The organism is Sphingobacterium anhuiense, assembly GCF_042686355.1.
GTDB lineage: Bacteria > Bacteroidota > Bacteroidia > Sphingobacteriales > Sphingobacteriaceae > Sphingobacterium > Sphingobacterium anhuiense.
Genome location: NZ_JBHUPE010000004.1, coordinates 298,827 through 317,588 on the forward strand (window position 1 = coordinate 298,827; position 18,762 = coordinate 317,588).

Sequence of the window (18,762 nt, forward strand, 5' to 3'; positions counted from 1 at the left end):
TTTAAATAGCCAATACTTGAACAAGTTCTAACATATCAGAACTTAATTTGTATTCTTTATTATTAATAGCCTCCTCTAGTGGAGTAGTAACAACTTCATTCCCTCTAACACCAACAGTCATACGATTGTTTCCTTTTAGTAATTCTTTTACGGCAGCAAAACCTAAACGGCTCGCAAGTACCCGATCAAAGCTTGATGGAGAACCACCGCGTTGTAAGTGCCCTAAGATACTAACTTTTGTGTCATAATAATCAAATTTTTCTTTGACTTTTTTGGCAACATTGTAGGCACCTCCGTTTTGATCACCTTCTGCGACAATAACAATTGAAGATGATTTCTTCCCACGGCCATCTGCAGCTGATAAGTGAGCAATTAATTCATCTATCGCTGTTTCCTTTTCTGGTAATAAAATTGCTTCTGCACCACCAGCTATTCCAGCATTCAAGGCAATACATCCAGAGTCTCGTCCCATAACTTCAATGAAAAATAAACGCTCATGGGATGCAGCTGTATCTCTAATTTTATCTATTGCTTCGATAACTGTATTCGTTGCCGTATCATAACCTAATGTGAAATCAGATCCGTATAAATCGTTATCGATTGTACCAGGGATACAAATAACTGGAATATCATATTCTTTTGAGAAAAAGTCTGCACCTGTAAAAGTTCCATCCCCACCTATAGCAACCAAAGCATCAATACCGGCCGCTTTTACATTTTCGTAAGCTTTTGCTCTTCCTTCTTTTGTTTTAAATTCGAGACATCTCGCTGTTTTAAGAATAGTTCCTCCTAATTGGATAATATTACTAACCGAACGTGATGTCATTTCTGTAAAGTTACCGTCCAACATACCTTGATATCCTTGGTATATGCCGGTAACACTTAATTTTTCGTATAATGCTGTACGGACAACCGCTCGAATGCAAGCATTCATGCCTGGAGCGTCTCCGCCTGATGTAAAAACTCCGATTCTTTTAATATTCACCACTGTCAAAAATTTTAGGTTGTACGAATATAGTGTATTTTTTACACTATTGAAATTATTTTTTATTTTTTTGTTTCGATAAAAATTAAGGTAAAGTTATTAACTTTATAGCATAAGCTACATATTCAACTCATTGGTTTAAGTAAAGATAATAAATTAGAAAAGTTTTGTATACTACATTTACAGTCGATTGTGTCATTTTCGGTTTTTATGAGGGGGAACTACATGTTCTACTAACGGAGAGAAATGAATATCCTTTTAAGGATTGGTGGGCATTGCCTGGTTTTTTTGTTAATAATGATGAAGAAATGGAGGATGCTGTTAAGCGGATATTATATGAAAATACAGGTCTTAAGGATGTGTTTTTGGATCAATTGTATGCCTTTGCAGGTTTAAAAAGACATCCTCAGGGAAGGATCTTGACAGTTGCTTACTATGCTTTACTACAATTGGACAAGACAAAAATTAAGTTAAAGCCAGTTACTTCTTATATGCGACAGGCCAAATGGTTCCCTTTAAATAAAGTGCCAGATTTGGCTTTTGATCATAGTACAATTTTAAAACAAAGTGTTGAAAAATTGAGACGTCGTATCGCTAATACACCCATCGCTTTTGAACTGTTGCCAGACAAATTTACGTTGACACAGTTACAAATGGTCTATGAAAGTATTTTGGGAAGAGAATTGGATAAAAGAAATTTTAGAAAAAAAATGATTAACTACGGTTTTCTTAAAGAATTGGACGAAGTTCAAAAAGGAGTAGCTTATCGTGCGGCAAGGCTTTACAAGTTGGATAAACGCAAGTTTTTAAAGCAATTTCAAAACAGTATAACTTTTTAACAGTTATAAGTTTAAAATAAAAAAAGTGCATATCGTATAGTATGCACTTTTTTTATTTTAAAAATTGACGATCTGTTGACAATTAAATTGTGAGTGTTTTTCACTTTTTGTATATTTGACCAAAGTTTACATAAAGTCAAAAGTTTAGAATCAAGTATGTCAACAAACAATGATAATAAGAAAGAGTTCATTATTGCCGCAGCTATTAGAAGATTTGCGCACTATGGCTTTTCTAAAACAACCATGAATGAGATTGCAGAAGATGTTAAAATTACCAAGGCAAACCTTTATTACTATTATCCTGATAAAACAACATTAGTGCATGATGTGATCTTATCTGTCACAGATGATTTCAGGAAGCAGGAACAAGACCTAATTAAGAAGTCTAAATCATCTGTAATAAATCTTCTTTTAGATTTGTTGGATTTAAAATCAGCATTTATAGAGCGTCATTATATGTTGCATATGAATGAAAACATGGAATGGATAAAAGGTGCGCCATTGCAAACATTGATGCGTCAAATACATGAAAAGGAAGTTATCGAAGTTGCGAAATTATTTCAAAAGGGAGTAGATAATAAAGAACTTGCTATAGAGGATGTACATAAAACTAGTGAAATGTACGTTTACCTAATGAAAAGTATCGGATTAGTTGGAATATTATGTGATGTGTTTACCGGAATTCCAACTCAATGTAATGTGGGCGATGTTTTACAGAAACAAAAAGATGCAACAATGTTAATATACAATGGTTTAAAGTTTAATACGGTTTCGAATTAATTATAAAAATGAAAAAGATAAAAATAGTAGGAGTGCTATTAGCCGCTTTGTTTTCAGTGAATTTCGTGCATGCGCAGGAAATATTAACATTGAACCAAGCTCTTAAGTATGCGCTGGAAAACAAAGCAGAGGCAAAAAAATCAACACTTGATTTAGAGAACGCCCAGTATAAAATTGACGAAGTCCGAGGGGGAGCTCTTCCGCAGATTAGTGGTGCAGGTACATTGACATATAACCCAATGTTACAGAAGGTGGCACTACCTGGAGAAATTATTGGAAAACCCGGTGAAACAGTAATGGTCGCAATGGGGCAAAAGTGGCAATCAAATGCTTCCCTGCAGGTTAATCAGCAGCTATTTAACCAATCATTATTTACGGGGTTAAAAGCCGCAAAAACTACAAAAGAGTTCTATATCATTAATAAAAGCTTGTCTGATGAGCAATTAATTGAAAAGGTCGCAAATGCGTATTATGATGTTTTTCAGACACAGTTACAATTAGAGACCGTTGATAATAATTTAAATAGCACAACTAAAACAAGAGATGTGATCGCGGGTTTGGTACAGGCGGGTTTGGGAAAGAAAATTGATTTGGACCGTACAAGTGTAGCTGTCAATAATTTAAAAGCAAACCGTCAAATTTTGATTAATGCATTGGAATTGAAAGAAAATGCGTTGAAATTTGCTATTGGTATGCCTATGCAACAGGAAGTTAAACTTCCCAATGAGACTTTTGAAATAAACTTATCAACAGCTGATTTAGCAGCGGCAGAATTAGCATCAAGAACCGAAGTTAGATTGCTGGAAAAGCAAAACCAACTATTGGAGTTGAATAGAAATGCTATGAAAGCTGAACTTTACCCTAAACTTTCTTTTTCTGGTAATTTAGGATATTTAGGAATGGGACCAACTTTCCCAATTTTCGCAAAAAATGAAGGAGTTAAATGGTCGGGTTTTTCTGGTTTAGGCTTAAACCTTTCAATTCCTATTTTTACAGGAGGAACAACAAAAGCTAAAATTAACCAAGCTACTATTCAGTTGAAACAAGCACAGGTTGATTTGGAAGATACCAAATTGGCATTGAGTTTATCCAATGAAAATGCCAAATCGCAGATTACAAATAGTCTATTGACAATTAACAGTAATCGCGAAAATGTGCAGTTAGCAAAAGAAGTTTTGGATAATACGCAGAATAATTATAAAAATGGATTAGCAACGCTCACAGATTTATTAGATGCTGAGAATGCTTATGCAGATGCACAAAACAATTTAAGTACATCATTATTAAATTATAAAGTAGCTGAAGTTCAATTGATTAAGGCTAAAGGGGAATTAAATACATTATTAAATAGCAAATAGTAACCGATATATATGAAAAAGATATTTATAACAGGAATCATAGTTATTGCTGCACTAGCAGGTATTATGTATGTGTTGAAAAAAAATAAAAAGGAGAATGAAGCTCAAACAGCTGTAGTAGCGCAAAAAAATGCAGCAGTTGCTGTTCGTATTGCTGAGGCAGGCATTAAGGATGTCAATACAGTTTACGTAACAAATGGAACTTTCGTTCCTAAACAAGAAGTTAAACTTTCTTCAGAAGTTGCTGGACGTGTAGCTCGTGTACTTGTAGATGAAGGTGATTATGTTAAAGTAGGACAGACATTAGCCATTATTGTTGGCGATAAGCAAAACGTAAGTGTAAACAATGCGCAGGCGGTTTACGATAATGCGAAAAATGAGGTAGCTCGATTTGAAAGTGCATTTGCAACAGGTGGTGTTACGAAACAACAATTGGATCAGATGAAATTGCAATTGGAAAATGCAAAAAACAATTTACGCTCTTCACAGATCACGGCCTCAGATGTTAACGTAAAAGCTTCATTTGCTGGTATTGTCAATAAGAGAAGTATTGAGCCAGGTTCATATGTAAGTCCAGGAAATGAAATGTTTGAAATCGTCAATGTTTCTTCATTAAAGCTGAAGGTAAATGTAGATGAGAAAAACATTGGATTTGTCAAATTAGGTCAAAACATCAAGGTTCAGTCAGCAGTGTTAGCTAATAAAACCTTCCAAGGTAAAGTCACATTTATTGCGCCCAAAGCAGATGGAAGTCTAAACTTCCCTGTTGAATTGGAAATAAGTAATAATGCCGCTAATGATTTAAAGGCAGGAATGTACGGAACAGCTTATTTTGGTGATGATCAGACTGCTCAAGCATTAGTTGTTCCTAGAGATGCTTTTGTCGGTAGTGTAAGCTCGAATCAGGTATTTGTTGTTAAAGACGGAAAAGCGGTATTAACTAAAGTAACTGCGGGTCGTGTGTTTGGAGATCAGGTTGAAATCATTTCAGGTATTGAAAGTGGTGCACAAGTCATTACGACAGGACAGATCAATTTATTGGATGGTACTGCTGTAGAAATCATTAAATAATTAACGTAAGTTTTAAATGAAAATTTCTGAAATATCTATAAAACGACCGAGTATCATCATTGTCATATTTTTATTATTGACATTAGGTGGTATCGGATCTTATTTGAATTTAGGCTACGAATTAGTTCCTAAATTTGATGTGAATGTTATAACTGTACAGACCGTCTATCCAGGAGCAGCTCCTTCGGAAGTAGAAACATCTGTTTCTAAAGTAATAGAAGATGCCGTTTCATCTTTAGAGAACGTAAAGAAGATTGAAACAAAATCTATGGAAAGTGTTTCTGTTGTCATGATTACGTTAAATACAGGTGCCGATGTCAACTTTCTTTTGACTGATGCACAACGTAAAATCAATGCTGTGATCAATGATTTACCGGAAGATGCCGAAACCCCATCATTAAGTAAATTTTCACTCGATGATGTGGCGATAATGAACCTTTCAGTAACGTCAAGCTTATCTGAAAAAGAATTATATGACTTATTAGATCAAAAGATTCAACCTGTTTTTGCCCGTATATTAGGTGTTGCAAAAGTTGATTTGACCGGTGGTGAAGAACGCGAAATCCAAGTAAGTGCTAATCCTGAAAAATTAGAAGGATATGGCCTTACGATCAGTGATGTACAAAAAATAATTGCATCTTCTAACTTAGATTTTCCAACAGGTAGCATTAAGTCGAGAGACAATCAGACAACAATCCGCCTATCGGGTAAATTTACCTCATTGGACCAAATGCGTAATCTTCCGATCACTACGCCTTCTGGTGTATCAATTCGTTTAAGTGATGTTGCAGATGTTCAGGATGGTATCAAGGATATTGAAAAGATATCTCGTATTGACCAAAAAAACACCATTTTAATGCAGGTTTTCAAGCAGTCAGATGCCAATGCGGTTGCTGTATCGAAACTTGTTAAAAAGACAATCGAGGTTGTAGAAAAAGATTACAAGGAACAAAAAATCAAAATTGATGTCGCGAGTGATTCGACTGAATACACCATTAATGCCGCAAGTAACGTAATGCACGATTTAATGATCGCTGTTGCTTTGGTAGGTTTTATCATGTTGTTTTTCTTGCATAGTTTACGTGATGCCTTTATAGCTGTTGTGGCTATTCCTTTGTCATTAATTGCAACTTTTATCGGTCTTTATGTAATGGGGTATACGCTTAACTTAATGTCTTTATTAGGTCTTTCCCTAGTGGTTGGTATTTTGGTGGATGATGCGATCGTTGTTATTGAGAATATTCACAGGCACATGCAAATGGGTAAAAGCAAGATTCGTGCAGCTTATGATGGTGCTGCAGAAATTGGATTTACCGTAACTGCCATTACGTTAGTAATTGTCGTTGTATTCTTACCGATTGCTTTATCATCAGGTTTAGTATCTGACATCTTGCGTCAATTTTGTGTAACGGTTATTTTTGCAACATTAATCTCTTTACTTGTTTCATTTACCGTAGTACCTTGGTTGTATTCACGTTTTGGAAAATTGTCACACATTAGCAATGCGACTTTCTTTGGTAGAATTTTAGAAAAATTTGAAGCAGGATTACAGAAATTGACACATTGGATTTCTGGAATTTTAGAATGGGCATTACGTAATCGCTGGAATAAGGTAATTACACTGGTCGTTACGATCGTGATGTTTGCCGCATCGATTAGTTTATTGGTGATGGGTTACATTGGTACAGATTTCTTCCCTGGTAATGATAAAGGAGAATTCTATTTACAGCTAGAACTTAATAAAGATGCTTCGATTGAACAAACCAACTTTATGACTCAAAAAGCTGAATCATTTTTAGCGGCTAAACCAGAGATCGAAAGAGTGATCACAACTGTGGGACAGGCGTCTGATGGTATGATGGCTGGTACTTCAGGAACGAAGTATAAATCTGAAATGCAGATTTATTTGAAAGATGGTCAAAACAAATTGGTGCCAACAAAAGTGTATGCTGCGAAGTTGAAACGAGAGATGGAAGAGCATTTAGTGGGAGCCAAAGTAAAGACGGTTTCAATCGGTATTATGGGGGCAGAGCAGGCTCCATTGAATCTAACTGTAATTGCATCATCGCAAAAAGATGCTTTAGAATTTGCTGATAAGGCTGCCGCATTATTGCGTAATATTTCAGGAGCAACGGAAGTAAAATTGACATCAGAAGATGGTAATCCGGAGATCAATGTACAATTAGATCGTGACAAGATGAATGCTCTGGGATTAAATGTCGCTTCTGTAGGTATGACGATGCAGACAGCATTCTCTGGTAATACCGATACCAAATACCGCGCTGGTGATACAGAATATGATATCAATATTCGTTACGATCAATCCGGTAGAATGAGTATGGATAATGTCAAAAATTTAAAGTTCATCAATACGAAGGGTGAGTCGATTTCCTTAGAGCAATTTGCAGATATCGAATATGGATCTGGGCCAACTTTATTGGAAAGACGTGATAAATCACCATCAGTTTCAGTACAAGCGCAAGTTGTCGGTAAACCTGCTGGTACAATAGCGACTGAATGGGAAACTGAATTTAAGAAACTTGAACTTAAACCAGGTGTATCGTTCAAGTGGGGCGGTAATATGGAGAATCAGCAAGAAGGTTTCGGTACTTTAGGAATTGCATTATTAGCTTCTATTATTTTAGTATATTTTGTGATGGTAGCCTTGTACGATAGTTTTGCAACGCCATTTATTGTATTGTTCTCAATCCCATTATCTTTCATTGGTGCATTTTTGTTATTAGCATTGACGAACCAGACTTTAAATATCTTTACTATTTTAGGTATTATTATGTTGATTGGTTTAGTTGCGAAAAATGCCATTATGTTGGTTGATTTTGCAAATCATAAGAAAGACGCCGGTTTTACTACATATGAATCATTAATTGCGGCAAACCATGCACGTTTACGTCCTATTTTAATGACAACTATCGCAATGGTTATTGGTATGGTTCCGATTGCAATGGCGCAAGGTGACGGTGCTGACATGAACCGTGGTATTGCAATTGTGATTATTGGAGGTTTATTGTCATCGTTGTTTCTTACGCTGATAATAGTACCAGTTGTTTACTCTCTTTTCGATGGCATTCAAAGAAGATTGGGTAATCATGAAAAGGTAGATTACGAAGCAGAAATGGTTGCAGACTATGTTCCAAGTGATGATTATGTGGATGAAATGTCCAGCAAGCACTAAATATTTTTCATAAGTTTATTTAAAAGAAGAAAGCCTTGCAAAACTGCAAGGCTTTCTTCTTTTGTTACTGTTCGTATTTAATTTATGTTAAATTTTGATAAAATTATTTCAAACAATCGATTGCATTAAAAAAAATGCTAATTTTGATTCAATTGTTTAAATTAATAACGTTAATAATAAATTATGTGTGGAATAGTTGGTTACACGGGTCCGCGTCAGGCATTTTCTATCGTGCTTGATGGACTTAAGAGATTAGAATATCGTGGATATGATAGTGCTGGTATAGCATTAGTTCAAGAAAACAAGCTCAATGTTTTTAAAAAAGCAGGTAAAGTAGCAAATTTGGAAACTGCCGTTTCTGGCCATGATGTTAGTTCACATACCGCTATTGGACATACCAGATGGGCTACACACGGTGAGCCTTCCGACAGAAATGCTCATCCACATTATACACCTGATGGTCAAATTGCCATGATTCATAATGGTATTATTGAAAACTATCAAACTATAAAAAATGAATTAATCAGTAAAGGGTATGAGTTTAAAAGCGATACAGATACCGAAGTTTTACTCTATTTTATTTCTGAAATTAAGAAAAATAATGCCTGTAGTTTAGAGGAAGCAGTACGTATTGCTTTAAAACGGGTTGTTGGTGCTTATGTTATTTTATTGATAGAACCGGAACATCCTGAAACTATCATTGCGGCACGTAAAGGAAGTCCATTGGTTATCGGTATTGGTAAAGGAGAGCATTTTCTTGGTTCCGATGCATCTCCAATGTTAGCATATACCAATGAGGTTGTGTATATCAATGATTACGAATTGGCCATTGTTAAACCTGATGAATTAATATTAAAAAATATAGGAAATGAGCGTGTTACACCGTATGTTCAAAAGTTAGATCTGGAATTGGCTGCGATTGAAAAAGGAGGCTATGATCACTTTATGCTCAAAGAAATTATAGAACAGCCGCAAGCTATTTTTGATTCAATGCGTGGACGTTTGGATTTAGATAAACTGACCATTACATTGAGCGGCATTGAGCAGTACGCAGAGCAGATTTGTAAAGCAAATCGAATAGTCATCGTCTCATGTGGTACAAGCTGGCATGCCGGACTAGTAGCTGAATATTTAATTGAAGAGCTTTGCCGTATCAATGTTGAAGTGGAGTATGCTTCAGAATTTCGTTATCGAAACCCTATTGTCAATGAAGGAGATGTTATTTTGGCGATATCACAGAGCGGTGAAACAGCTGATACATTGGTTGCCTTAGAAAATGCGAAAAGCAAAGGCGCAATTATATTGGGAGTTGTGAATGTTGTAGGATCATCTATTGCAAGATTATCGCATGCTGGTGCGTATACGCACGCTGGTCCAGAGATTGGAGTGGCTAGTACAAAGGCATTCACTGCGCAGTTAACAGTTCTTGAATTAATAGCAATTAAAATAGCGCATATTAAAAAAACAATTGACGAGCAGCAATATGCACATCTTTTAAAAGAACTGAGTGCAGTTCCAGATAAAGTACAAACGATTTTAGATACGCAACTTCCAAAAATCAGAGAAATAGCTCGTAAATATAAGGACGCAAGAGATTTTCTATATTTAGGTAGAGGATATAATTTCCCTATTGCATTAGAAGGAGCCTTAAAACTAAAGGAAATTACGTATATCCATGCAGAAGGGTATCCGGCAGCAGAGATGAAGCACGGACCTATTGCATTAGTAGATGAAAATCTTCCAGTAGTATTTGTGGCTACCAAGGACCGCTATCATGAGAAAATTGTGAGTAATATTCAGGAAGTGAAGGCTAGAAAAGGTCGTATTATAGCGGTTATTACTGAGGGAGATGAAGTATCAAAAGGGTTGGCGGAAGATTATATCGAAATTCCGGATGCTGATGAAATTGTAGCACCTATTTTATCCGTTATTCCATTGCAATTATTATCATATTATATGGGCGTTGAACGTAATCAAGATGTTGACAAACCTCGTAATCTAGCCAAATCTGTGACTGTTGAATAAAAATATGAGTCAAATAAAAAAAGGTAGCATCACTCGATTAGGTTTTGATTTTATTCCACAGGTATTTATACCAAAAGGGAAAGATGAAAATCATCATCGTTTTGAACAAAATCCACGTTCAGATTATAGGAATTTGACAGTAGAAGAAATCGTCATTCTTATCGAAAATGGTAATAGGGCAGATAATTGGGAGAATATCTTGGTAAGTGAATCATTTATCCCTTATCAAATTAGACAGAGTAATTTCTTTGGGTTGGTTCGAATTGGTCATATGGCACCAACCTATTTAGAATATCGTAATCTTAAACTGGAATCAGGTATTTATAATAGCACTATTGTAAGTTCTGATTTGGGTGATTACGTGGCTATACACCATGTCCGTTATATGTCTCATTTCATTATTGGTAACGATGTTATATTAAGTAACATCAGCGAAATGGAGACGAGTAGTACTGCTAAATTTGGAAATGGAGTTTTACGAGAAGGGGAGGCCGAAGATCTACGGATAGCATTGGAGCTATGTAACGAAAATGGGGTGCGCTCTATTCTTCCTTTTGATGGGATGCAAGCAGCGGATGCTTATTTGTGGACACGAAATAGGCAAGATACTGTTTTGCAGCATAGATTTAAGGAGCTGACTGAAAAGAGATTTTCCACAGTACGAGGCACCTATAGTATGATTGGCGATCGCTGTATCATTAAAAATTCGCAGAATATAAAAAATGTGCAAATTGGTTCAGATGCATATATTAAAGGAATCAATAAACTGAAAAATCTTACCATTAATTCTTCGCCCGAAGCTTTTACACAAATCGGTGAAGGTTGTGAGTTGGTCAATGGAATTGTCGGATATGGATGCCGCATATTCTACGGAGTTAAAGCCGTAAGGTTTATTTTGTCGTCTTTTTCACAATTGAAATATGGCGCCCGTCTTATAAATTCTTTTTTAGGAGATAATTCAACTATTTCGTGTTGCGAAGTTCTAAATTCTTTAATCTTTCCTGCACATGAGCAGCATCATAACAATTCTTTCTTATGCGCGGCAACGATCATGGGGCAGAGCAATATGGCTGCAGGTGCGACAGTTGGTTCGAATCATAATTCTAGAGCTGCAGATGGTGAAATTATTGCAGGAAGAGGATTCTGGCCAGGCCTATGTGTTAGTTTAAAGCATAATTCAAGATTTGCATCTTATACACTTCTAGTTAAGGGTGATTTTCCATATGAAATGGATATTCCGATTCCATTTTCTTTAGTCAACAATGATGTTAAAAACGATAAATTAATGATCATACCTGGTTATTGGTTTATGTATAATATGTATGCGCTTGTTCGTAATGCAAATAAGTATGCAAGTAGAGATAAACGTTTATTGAAAAATCAATATTTAGAGTATGATATGCTTGCTCCAGATACGATAAATGAGCTTTTCAATTCCTTGCGCATTATTGAATTGGCAGTTGGTTCACAGATGAATGAAGAGAGCAATTCACTCACCAAAGAAGAAATTATTCGAGCTGGTAGAGCAAAATTGACTGGACCGCTAGATCAGATACCTACATCAGTTCTTGTAAAAGGATTTGAACATTCGAAAAGGAAAGTTGAATTGGTCAAAATTGGCACTGCTTATCCACTTTTTAAGCGTTTTATCCAATACTACGGAACCATTCATATGATTGACTTTTTAGAAACTCATAGCTTTGAAGAGTTGAAAAATGAGATGACAAATAGTCAACGCCTAGAGTGGGAAAATATCGGTGGGCAATTGATAGAAAAAAATGCTATTGATCAATTGCTTCGTGAAATTAAATCAGGCAAGATTGATGATTGGGAAGATATCCATAAATATTATCATGAATTGAGTCGATCTTACTTAGAAACAAAAAGGGCGCATGCATTTGCATCGTTACTCGAAATTACAGACGTAAGATCGGAATCTATATCGGTTGAAATTGTGCAAGCTTGGCTGAAAGAAGCGATCTCGCATCGAACATGGATGGTTGATGAAATTTACGCAAGTAGGGCGAAAGATTACGAGAATCCTTTTCGAAATATGGTATACAACAGTGAAGAGGAACGTGATTTGGTTGTTGGCAAGTTATCTGAGAATAGTTTTATTTTGCAGCAACGTGACGAGCTCAATGGCTTTATAAAATGTGTCCATAAATTAATTTCAAAACTGTCGAATTAGACGATAATATAAAAACAAAAAATAAATCTTTCAAAATAGAACAATAGATGGTTGATAAATATTTTATGTAGTTATATTATTCATATTTTCAGGAAACAATTTAAGTTTAAAACGATATTTAATAGCTATTAAATATCGTTTTATTATTTATATTTGCATGACCAATTATAAATAAAATGCCATATAAAAAAGTATTATTAGTTTTTCTGATGTTATTTACCATCAGTCACTATCAGGTTTCTGCACAAAAAAAAGAAAAAATCGAATATAAGTTTGGCAAAATTCAACCTGAAGAATTTTCAATTATGCCATCAGGTGCAGACTCTGCCGCTTCAGCCATTAAATTGTTTGACATCGGTAACTGTTATTTTGAATTAAGTCCTGCTTCAAAATCATTTGTCTATGTATATGAAAGACACGTGCGTTATAAAATCATTAATAAAAATGGGTATGATTACGCAAATCATACTATTGGATTGTATAAAAGTAATTCACAGTCCAAGGAAACGTTAGATAATATGAGCGCAGCTACCTATAATATGGTGGATGGTGTCATGAAAACAGACAAAATTGATAAAGATTCAAAATTTACGGAAGAAGTAAATAAGAATGTTATCCAGAAAAAATTTACACTACCTAATGTAAAAGAAGGATCTATAATTGAATATAAGTATAAGATTAAATCGGATTTCATTTTTAATCTTCGCGGATGGAGTTTCCAAAGTGAAATTCCGACCCGTTGGTCCGAATTTACAGTAACTATTCCAGAGTATTTTGATTATAAATTCAGTAGAAATGGATATTATGATATTGCACATCCTATGCACGAAACCGTTAATGCAAGTTACGTTTCCGGTGTTCAATCTGCTGCGATTCGTGATCGCTTTGTGGCAGAAAATATGCCCGCTTTGAAGGACGAACCTTTTATTTCAAGCCTAGATGATTATCGACCTTCTATAGATTTTGAACTTCGATCCACCAATTTCCCTGGACAGTTTTTTGTTGATTATACAGGATCATGGCCAAAGATTATCAGTTCTTTGCTAGAAGATGAAAATTTTGGACGCTATATAGAGAAAACAAGCTTCGCTAAAAATAATTTGAAATCTATCATTAAAGCTGAAAACGATTCTTTGGCAAATGCGAAATCAATTTTTAAATATGTTAAGGATAATCTTAAGTGGAATGAGAAGTACAATTTTTATAGTACGGAAACAAATCCCAAAACAATTTTTGAGAAAAAAACAGGAAATTCAGCCGATTTAAATTTGGTGCTGATCAACTTTCTGAAAGAAGCGAATTACAGTGTTTATCCAGTGTTAATTAGTACACGTTCCAATGGGAAACATCCAGGATACCCAATCATAAGTAAATTTGATAATGTTGTGGCTGCGGTAGAAATTGGAGGCAAATCATACTTTCTCGATGCAACGGTTAAGGACATGCCATTTGGAATGATGAATTATCAAAATTTAAATCATGAGGGTTTCTTGATCAATGTTGGTGAAAAAAGTGGTGGGTGGATCAGCACTGAAACGCTTTTCGGAGATGAGAGCATGCATGTGTATAATCTCGTGTTAGATAAAGAAAACCGATTAAAAGGTAGTGTAACCAATTATTTCAATGGATATGCCGGTTTAAGTGCTCGCAACAGCTACAGGACTGCCATCAATGAAGAAGATTATATCAAGAACCTGAAAAAAAATAAAACGGGATTAGAGCTTAATAACTTCAAGATCTTAAATCTGGATAGTCTAGATGATCGATTGATTGAAACGATGGATGTTGAGATAGAAGATAATGTGGAAGAAGCTGGAGATCTGGTTTATTTCACACCTTTACTTTTCGAACGAACAAAGGAAAATCCATTGAAACATGAGGAAAGACTTTTTCCTGTAGATTTCGCTCATCCGATACTTGAAAATTGCCGTGTAGTCATTAATTTTCCTGAAGATTATCAGATTGATAAACTTCCTAAGGGCGGCATTTTTAAACTTCCTGAAGATGTCGGCTCCTTTTCGATATCGTATTTAATCGATGGCCAGACACTTCTAATAAAAAGTGCTATTCATATCAATAAGTCGATGTACAGTTCAGAAGAGTATTTCTATCTTAAAGAACTTTTCGCCGCTATTGTAGAGAAGCAAGCAGAAAAAATTGTATTTAAAAAGAAGGTATAATGAAGTATACATTGGGTTTAATGGCATTGCTGTTTTTTTCTCACGCTAATGCACAGACAAATTGGGATGTGGCAAATATCCACGAAGCGCTTAAAAAAGATGCCACTATTGTTATTAGAAATGAAGAACAGTTCCTCGATATTAAAGGTATCAATGCTGCAAAATATGATTATAAAATAACTGCAACCATTTTTAACAAAGCAGGTGATGACTTTGCTGCAATGGAAGAAGTTTACGATAAGTTTTCTACTATTTATAATATAAAAGCTGTTTTGTATGATGCCACCGGTAAGAAGATTAAAGAATATAAATCCTCTGATATAAAAGATCAAAGCTTGATATCTGGTTTTTCAATATTTGAGGACAATAGGCTAAAGAGTCTGAAATTTGTAAGTAATAGTTATCCGTACACCATTGAATATAGTTTTAGCCAAGATTTTAAAGGATTACTTTATTTTCCCCAGTGGCGCGATCTAAAAGATTTTGGTGTTTCCGTAGAAAAATCAAGTTATTGTATTCAAAAAGATAAAAATTATCAAATGAAATACCTCTCGAGTACAGGGTTGAAAGTTGATTCTACCAGTATTGGAGGTAAAATACGTTATAAATGGGAGAGTAGTCAAGTACCTGCTTTAGCTAAAGAACCGATGGCTATAGGGATTGATAATCTAAGTTCCTGGGTTAAAGCCTCTCCGAACTTATTTGAATATGATGGCTCCACCGGTAATTTTGATAACTGGAATAATTTTGGACAATGGATTTATAAGCTTAATGAAGGTGGAAATCAATTACCTGAAGCATTTAAAATTAAGATTCGTGACTTAACACAAGCAGCACGGACTCCAGAAGAAAAGATGCGCATCCTGTATCAATATCTGCAACAGAATACGCGTTATGTCAGTGTGCAATTGGGTATTGGCGGATTTAGACCTGTATTGGCCGAGAAAGTAGCTACAGTTAATTATGGTGATTGTAAGGGGCTGTCCAATTTTATGAAAGCGATGCTGAATGAAGTGGGAATTAATTCACATTTAGTGATGATTGGAAATGGCAAACCTAGTTTAAACGCTCAATACTCAAGTATCGGGCAGGCTAATCATATGATATTAGCTGTACCGATAGGGAAGGACACTACCTTTCTGGAGTGCACGAGCCCTTATTATCCGATGGGATTTATTGGTTACGGAAATTCAAATAGAAACGTACTGTTAGTGACCGAAGCTGGTGGAAAACTTGTAAAGACGCCAGCTTATAATGCCTCACAAAACTATCAGGTGAGTAAAACAAAAATTAAATTTAACAATGAAAATGATATTGATGTATTGATCAACACATCATATGGTAATTCTCAATTTGAAGATAATTTACGAAAAACAGTTTTAGAACCAAGTGAACAGAAAAAAAGAGCATTAGAAAATAGCAATATTCCTATTGAAACATTTGGTTATTATAAATGTGATCAAAAAGATAAAACTAAACCTGAGTTAGTAGAGGAGTTATCATTTAAATCAAAACCATTATTAAGTAAGGGTGGTGATAAATATTTTCTGTTACTGAATCAAATGAATAGAAGGGAAGCTGTACCTATTAAGATTGCAGATCGAAAAACATTTTTTTCCGTTCCTTATGCGTATGAAGATAAAGATGAGATCGTTTTCGAATTGCCACAAGGCTATCAGATAGACTTTATTCCAAAAGATATTCTGATCGAATCAGATTTCGGTATTTACACGGCGACATTTGAGAAAAAAGATGGTCTTCTTATCTACAGCCGAACTCAGAAAATGAATGATAAAATATATCCACCAGAAAAATACAGTGAGTATGTTGATTTTTATAAAAAAATAGTTCAGGCAGATAAGCAGAAAGCTGTTATTACAAAAACGTTATAATTTATTTAAACTGATATAATAAATTAAAAAGCTGTAAGGAAACTTTGATATCCTTACAGCTTTGTTAATATAAATACCTGGTTTTATATGTGATCAATAAATAATCTGAGCCAGTGTTGTCTGTGATTATTAATCAATTTTGATGCACGATCATAATAATTAATCATCCAAATCCGCCATGTAGATGTCATGTACGACAAATTTAACTTGTGCATTAGGTAATAGCATATCCATGACATCTTCCGAATCTATTGGATACAAAGTTTCACTATCTGCATCAAGCATTTCAGAATCAGGTATGAGCTCAAAGAATGTAATTCCATTGCTCTGTGATAATTCCTCCACTTTTATGCAGACAACATCTTGATTTTTCCAATTTGACCAGATGGTTTTATTGAACAGTTGATATGGATTTTTTTCTGAATTAGACATGTATGCAAACATAGTCAATCACATCTCTACAACAAAATTTATTCTTAACTAAGAGTCCTGGTCAACTTGGTACAGATGTAAATTATACACAAACAAGACCCGTGTAGCACTTTAAGTACAATTCTTTTTTAGAATGGCACCTCTGCTGGGTTGAGTCCTGAAAAACCTAAGTCCCCCATATTTTTAATTGATGCTATATCTTCAGCAGTCAATTCAAAATTTGATAGGTCAAGATTTGCCTTGATATTGATCGGATTAGTAGATTTTGGTAACGGATTAATACCCTCCTGTAGTGCAAATTTAATGCAGATCTGGCCGACACTAACGTTATACTTTTGCGCTAACGAAAGCAATACTTCATTGTCAAGAATTCGACCTGATCCAAGAGGTGACCAAGCTTGTACCAAAATGTTGTTTTCTTTACAGTACGAAACTGTTTCTTCCTGTAAATACCCAGGGTGAAATTCCAGTTGATTGACAGCTGGTTTAATTTGTACTGTTTTCAAAAGGGTTTCAACATATTTCTTAGGAAAATTACTTAGACCAATAGCTTTGACTCTTCCATCAACATATAATTTTTCAAAAGCTCTCCAGGTATCAGCATTAATTTCTGCCCAATTTTCAAATTGTGCTTCATTAGCCGGCCAATGAATAAGGTATAAATCAACATAAGTTAAATTGAGTAAAGCTAGTGATTTTTCAAATGCAGTTAATGTGTTTTCATATCCACGGTCCGCGTTCCATAATTTTGTCGTAATAAAAAGATCATCACGATCAATTCCACTATCTTGAATGGCCTTTCCAACGCTTTTTTCGTTACCATATACGGCAGCAGTATCGATATGAATATAACCCGCATTTAATGCCTCAGCTACCGCGTTATAGGCAGGCGCACCATCTTCGATTTGCCAGGTTCCGAAACCGATAGCAGGAATCTTAATCCCGTTGTTTAATGTATATGTAGTCATGTATTAAAGTTATTTGTAAATAATAAATCTAAAATTAACGATTCTAACAGGCAATCTCAGTCCCTCCGTTTATTTTAGTGAGAATTTGACAACATAATGAAATATGGAAACGAATCATTATATTTAATACATGGAAGCAATTGTTATTGGAGGAAGTGGAGCTACAGGAAGAGAACTGGTTAGGCTATTATTAGAAGATGTACGCTTCACTAAAGTCCGTGTATTAGTACGTAAAGCTTATTTTGAAGAACAGGATAAGTTAGAGGAAATTATTGTCGATTTTGACAAATTATCATCTTATCACCAAGTTATAAAAGGAGAAGTTGCGTTTTCATGTCTTGGCACAACTTTAAAAGATGCAGGAAGTAAAGATGTACAATGGCATATAGATTACGATTATCCACTGGATTTTGCACAGCTAGCTTTCAACAATGGGGTATCCCATTTTGTTCTATTATCAGCAATAGGAGCAGATGCAAAATCCAGTATTTTCTATAATCGTATGAAAGGAAGTTTAGAAGAAGCAATCAAAAAAATTGGGTTTAAACACCTTATGATATTGCAACCAGGCTTTATAGAAAGACCTAATTCAAATCGATTTGGAGAAAAGGTCGGACTGAAAGCAATTACTTTTTTTAATTCATTAGGTTTTTTTCGGCATTATGCGCCTATTAAAACGCATCAGCTCGCTCAAGCAATGATAGAAAGTGTTTTTTCATATGGATCAAACGTTCAAGTAATTTCATTAAAAGAAATGAGGGCACTAACTAAGTAATTAGATGTAGGCTGTAGTGCGTATAGGATATAAGTGCACATGCATCTGAAAAGAAAGGTAATAGACAAATATA

13 protein-coding genes are annotated in these 18,762 nt (G+C 35.0%); 10 read left to right on the top strand and 3 right to left on the bottom strand.

What is annotated here, in order from left to right; all coding sequences use genetic code 11:
- Position 1: 1 nt before the first annotated feature.
- The gene (pfkA, locus tag ACFS6I_RS06850; RefSeq protein WP_021190386.1) at positions 2-988 is read right to left on the bottom strand and encodes a 6-phosphofructokinase; all 987 of its coding nucleotides are present in this window, start codon (positions 986-988) and stop codon (positions 2-4) included.
- A gap of 164 nt (positions 989-1,152) precedes the next feature.
- Between pfkA and ACFS6I_RS06855 the strand changes: the two genes are divergently transcribed.
- From ACFS6I_RS06855 to ACFS6I_RS06895, 9 genes are all read left to right on the top strand, one after another.
- A complete protein-coding gene (locus ACFS6I_RS06855; RefSeq protein ID WP_021190385.1) occupies positions 1,153-1,824 on the top strand; it encodes an NUDIX hydrolase in 672 nt (223 codons plus the stop codon).
- Between the two features lie 156 nt (positions 1,825-1,980).
- Positions 1,981-2,604 (top strand): TetR/AcrR family transcriptional regulator, encoded by a 624-nt coding sequence (locus ACFS6I_RS06860; RefSeq protein ID WP_380919082.1) that lies wholly within the window; start codon positions 1,981-1,983, stop codon positions 2,602-2,604.
- An 8-nt stretch (positions 2,605-2,612) separates the two neighbouring features.
- The gene (locus tag ACFS6I_RS06865) at positions 2,613-3,962 is read left to right on the top strand and encodes a TolC family protein (protein WP_380919084.1); all 1,350 of its coding nucleotides are present in this window, start codon (positions 2,613-2,615) and stop codon (positions 3,960-3,962) included.
- 12 nt (positions 3,963-3,974) lie between these two features.
- Positions 3,975-5,033 (top strand): efflux RND transporter periplasmic adaptor subunit, encoded by a 1,059-nt coding sequence (locus ACFS6I_RS06870; RefSeq protein WP_132842526.1) that lies wholly within the window; start codon positions 3,975-3,977, stop codon positions 5,031-5,033.
- Positions 5,034-5,049: 16 nt separating this feature from the next.
- Entirely contained in the window at positions 5,050-8,226 is a 3,177-nt protein-coding gene (locus ACFS6I_RS06875; RefSeq protein ID WP_380919086.1) for an efflux RND transporter permease subunit, read from the top strand.
- 183 nt (positions 8,227-8,409) lie between these two features.
- Positions 8,410-10,251, top strand: coding sequence for a glutamine--fructose-6-phosphate transaminase (isomerizing) (gene glmS, locus ACFS6I_RS06880; protein WP_132842530.1), 1,842 nt, complete (start codon positions 8,410-8,412; stop codon positions 10,249-10,251).
- 4 nt (positions 10,252-10,255) lie between these two features.
- Positions 10,256-12,442 carry a DUF4954 family protein gene (locus ACFS6I_RS06885; RefSeq protein ID WP_380919088.1) on the top strand — a complete coding sequence of 729 codons (2,187 nt, stop codon included), beginning with the start codon at positions 10,256-10,258 and terminating at the stop codon, positions 12,440-12,442.
- A 176-nt stretch (positions 12,443-12,618) separates the two neighbouring features.
- Positions 12,619-14,622 (top strand): DUF3857 domain-containing protein, encoded by a 2,004-nt coding sequence (locus ACFS6I_RS06890; RefSeq protein ID WP_380919090.1) that lies wholly within the window; start codon positions 12,619-12,621, stop codon positions 14,620-14,622.
- Positions 14,622-16,514, top strand: a complete 1,893-nt coding sequence (locus ACFS6I_RS06895; RefSeq protein ID WP_380919092.1) for a DUF3857 domain-containing protein — start codon at positions 14,622-14,624, stop codon at positions 16,512-16,514. The genes ACFS6I_RS06890 and ACFS6I_RS06895 overlap by 1 nt, the downstream gene beginning before the upstream one ends.
- Before the next feature lie 159 nt (positions 16,515-16,673).
- Here ACFS6I_RS06895 and ACFS6I_RS06900 read toward each other — a convergent pair whose 3' ends face one another.
- Positions 16,674-16,946, bottom strand: a complete 273-nt coding sequence (locus ACFS6I_RS06900) for a hypothetical protein (protein ID WP_132773561.1) — start codon at positions 16,944-16,946, stop codon at positions 16,674-16,676.
- Between the two features lie 128 nt (positions 16,947-17,074).
- The gene (locus ACFS6I_RS06905; RefSeq protein ID WP_132842537.1) at positions 17,075-17,914 is read right to left on the bottom strand and encodes an aldo/keto reductase; all 840 of its coding nucleotides are present in this window, start codon (positions 17,912-17,914) and stop codon (positions 17,075-17,077) included.
- A 130-nt stretch (positions 17,915-18,044) separates the two neighbouring features.
- Between ACFS6I_RS06905 and ACFS6I_RS06910 the strand changes: the two genes are divergently transcribed.
- Positions 18,045-18,689, top strand: coding sequence for an NAD(P)H-binding protein (locus ACFS6I_RS06910; protein ID WP_380919094.1), 645 nt, complete (start codon positions 18,045-18,047; stop codon positions 18,687-18,689).
- The last annotated feature ends 73 nt before the right edge of the window (positions 18,690-18,762 follow it).